Consider the following 578-nt stretch of genomic DNA (forward strand, 5'->3'; position numbering starts at 1 on the left):
CCAAACTTCTTAAATAAGAAGTAATCTAATCCCCAAACTCTACCAGATGCTGTTAGCATTAGAACTATTGCCCCTGCCGTAAGTAAGGATCCAATTTGCCACTCATCTTCACATGTCGAACCTAGCCAATATGCCGGAGCCATTCCAAAAGCCATTACCGCAGCTCCAAAAGAAGCCAATCTAGTAAATAAACCTATAATGATTAAAAATCCCGCTATTATTTCTACATAACTAAATATAGTTAGGAAGGTTACATTTAAGGAATGATTTTCTAATACCATTAATAAAAACTGCTTGAATGGACCAGCATGAGGAAGGAAGTTTACCAGCTTTCCTCCAACAAAGGATGGGGAAGTAGGATCTAATTTTGCTGGCTTTAGTACTGCTTTTCTTAGTCCTCCGTCTAGGAACATCCATCCTACAGCGAATCTTAAAGGCCATAAGTATTCAAGCCTTGTCGAATTCCCATCATTCAATACAACTTTGGCCATAGCACTTCACCAACTTATATATTTGGTTTTATCATTAATAACTTTTTCTACTATAAAGTTATAAAAATATTTATAGTTTGAATTATT

The 578-nt window shown here is 35.6% G+C and carries 1 protein-coding gene; it reads right to left on the reverse strand.

The window, feature by feature from the left end:
- Positions 1-491 (reverse strand): DoxD domain-containing protein (locus tag DMP16_RS10700; protein ID WP_143577264.1); only part of this gene is annotated, 491 nt, incomplete at its 3' end.
- Between the last annotated feature and the right edge of the window lie 87 nt (positions 492-578).

Origin of the sequence: Sulfolobus sp. B1 (genome assembly GCF_007050195.1) — an archaeon.
Classification (GTDB): Archaea; Thermoproteota; Thermoprotei_A; order Sulfolobales; family Sulfolobaceae; genus Saccharolobus.